General features: G+C 56.8%; 3 protein-coding genes. All 3 read right to left on the reverse strand.

What is annotated here, in order from left to right; translation table 11 throughout:
• A partial coding sequence (locus WH277_RS00820) for a flagellar export protein FliJ (protein ID WP_339503820.1) occupies positions 1 to 319 on the reverse strand: 319 nt, incomplete at its 3' end.
• 38 nt (positions 320 to 357) lie between these two features.
• The gene (fliI, locus tag WH277_RS00825) at positions 358 to 1,677 is read right to left on the reverse strand and encodes a flagellar protein export ATPase FliI (protein WP_339456158.1); all 1,320 of its coding nucleotides are present in this window, start codon (positions 1,675 to 1,677) and stop codon (positions 358 to 360) included.
• On the reverse strand, positions 1,674 to 2,225 hold a 552-nt coding region (fliH, locus tag WH277_RS00830), incomplete at its 5' end, for a flagellar assembly protein FliH (protein ID WP_339503822.1). The genes fliI and fliH, both read right to left, overlap by 4 nt.

Here is a 2,225-nt window from a genome sequence, read left to right on the forward strand (position 1 = left end):
CCATCTCACGCCGGGCCTGCTCTATCAGCTCACGCTGGATCGCCATATGCTCAATAACGGCCAGCGCTTTCTCCTGCTCCTGCCAGCCGATGACACGCTGAATGGTGGCTTTGAATCGCGCCTGGTTATTCATCTGAGCAGCACCGGCAGCCATCCCACTGCTGCTGTCGCTGAGTGCACTCAAGGCTTCAATGTTGTTGCTATAACGCTGGCAGACCTGCTTTTGCTGCATAAGCTTGCCAGTGGTTTTTTCCACATCGCGTTGACGCATCTGATACAGCATTTCCAATATACGAAGGCTTTCCGGCTCGCGGCTCATGAGATCATATCCTTATGATTTTTTTTATATTTTCGACGTCAGGCCTTTGCCAGCGTCTCGAGGTCACTAAAACTGCTTTCCAGAGAGCGACATTCGTCCACCTGCTGACGTAAAAAATTTTCTACCGCAGGGAAGAGACGAACCGCGCGATCCGCCCCGGCATCCACGCCTGCAACGTAGCCCCCGAGGGGAAGCAGAGGCTTAATGGCCACATAGTCGGCATACAGCTGTTTAAGCCCACGGGCCGCCTGCTGGTGCGATTTCTCTGTCACTTGATTCATACAGCGGCTGATACTCTGCCCGATATCAATCGCCGGGTAGTGGCCGGCTTCAGCCAGATGGCGGGACAAAACAATGTGTCCGTCCAGCACCGCCCTGGCACAGTCAACAATGGGATCCTGCTGGTCATCACCTTCAGCCAGCACGGTATAGATAGCGGTCATCGTTCCCTCCCCTTCAGCGTTTCCTGCTGTTTCCACCAGCCTGGGAATAATGCCAAACGCCGAGGGAGGATAGCCTTTGGTCGCCGGAGGCTCCCCCAGTGACAGCGCAATTTCACGCTGCGCCATCGCATAACGTGTTAGTGAATCCACTAACAACAGAACGTCTTTGCCACGATCGCGGTAGTGAGTCGCGATGGCATGACAAAGTTCAGTGGCTTTGATTCTCATCAGCGGTGATTCATCCGCTGGCGCTGCCACCACCACCGATTTTGCCATTCCTGCGGCCTGCAACGCCTGTTCAATAAACTCTTTCACTTCGCGGCCGCGTTCTCCGATCAGCCCGACCACCACCACATCAGCACGGGTACAGCGGGTGATCATACCCAGCAGTACGCTCTTCCCCACGCCCGATCCGGCCATCAACCCGACACGCTGCCCTTTACCGATGGTCAGCAAACCGTTGATGGCCTTCACGCCAACGTCCAGCGGACTGTCCACAGGCTTACGGGTCAGCGGATGGATCTGTGGGATCTGCTGCTGTAATACCGTGTCTCCCTCGAGTTTTCCGCGCCCGTCAATCGGTTCACCCACACCGTTAATCACCCGGCCCAGCCAGCCGTCGCCAATCAGTATTTCGCTTTGTTTCTCCGCCGGGAATACGCGGGCGCCAGCCATCAGACCCTGTGGTTGTTTGAACGGCATCAGATAAGTCACATCCCGATCGAAGCCAACCGCCTGAGCGTCAATCAGTTCGCCGGCGCGGCTCTCTATTTGGCAGCGCTGCCCTATCGCCAGCTGGCATCCCAGAGACTCCAGCAGCAGACCGTTAGCACGAACCAGCCTTCCGGCGACGCGGGCAAGGCTGATGTTTTCGATCGATTTCAGGGCCTTATCAAAAGACGATGGAATACTCATGGCTGGTCTGACTCATCCTGCGACTGAGACAGACTCTGAGACAGAACGTCCATACACTGCTCAAGCCGATGGGCGCAGCCGACATCCATTTCCGCCGACTCGGTGATAATTTTGCACTCTCCTGCCGCCATATCCGGATCAGCCGTGAGCCCCCACTCTTTGACTTTGCTGGCTTCACTCTCGCTAATGCGGGCAAACTCTTCCGGGTTGAGCAACACACGCAGCCGCTTCGGTGCTTCCGGCAGACTGCCCAATGCTTCTTCGACAAGTGCCAGCAGCTGTCCTGGCTGAAGCGCCAGCTCACAGCGGATCACCTGACGCGTGACTTTCTCCACCAGCTGTAGCAGTTCATTACGCCGACGCTCTTCGTGTTCATCCAGTGCACTCTGCATCTGTGCAACCAGATTCTCCAGCGGCCGCGCCGCCAGCATGAATTCGGTATGGGCAATGCGTTTACCGTCTTCCCGCCCCAGGCGCATCCCCTCTTCGCTCCCTCTGGCCAGCCCATCCTGATAGCCTTGTTCTTTCCCCTGCGCCATCCCCTGTTC

The organism is Erwinia sp. MYb416 (assembly GCF_037479575.1).
Taxonomy (GTDB): Bacteria; Pseudomonadota; Gammaproteobacteria; order Enterobacterales; family Enterobacteriaceae; genus Erwinia; species Erwinia rhapontici.

Excerpts from the sequence above, each read along its gene's own strand:
- fliI (WP_339456158.1), bottom strand. The coding sequence starts at position 1,677 with ATGAGTATTCCATCGTCTTTTGATAAGGCCCTGAAATCGATCGAAAAC.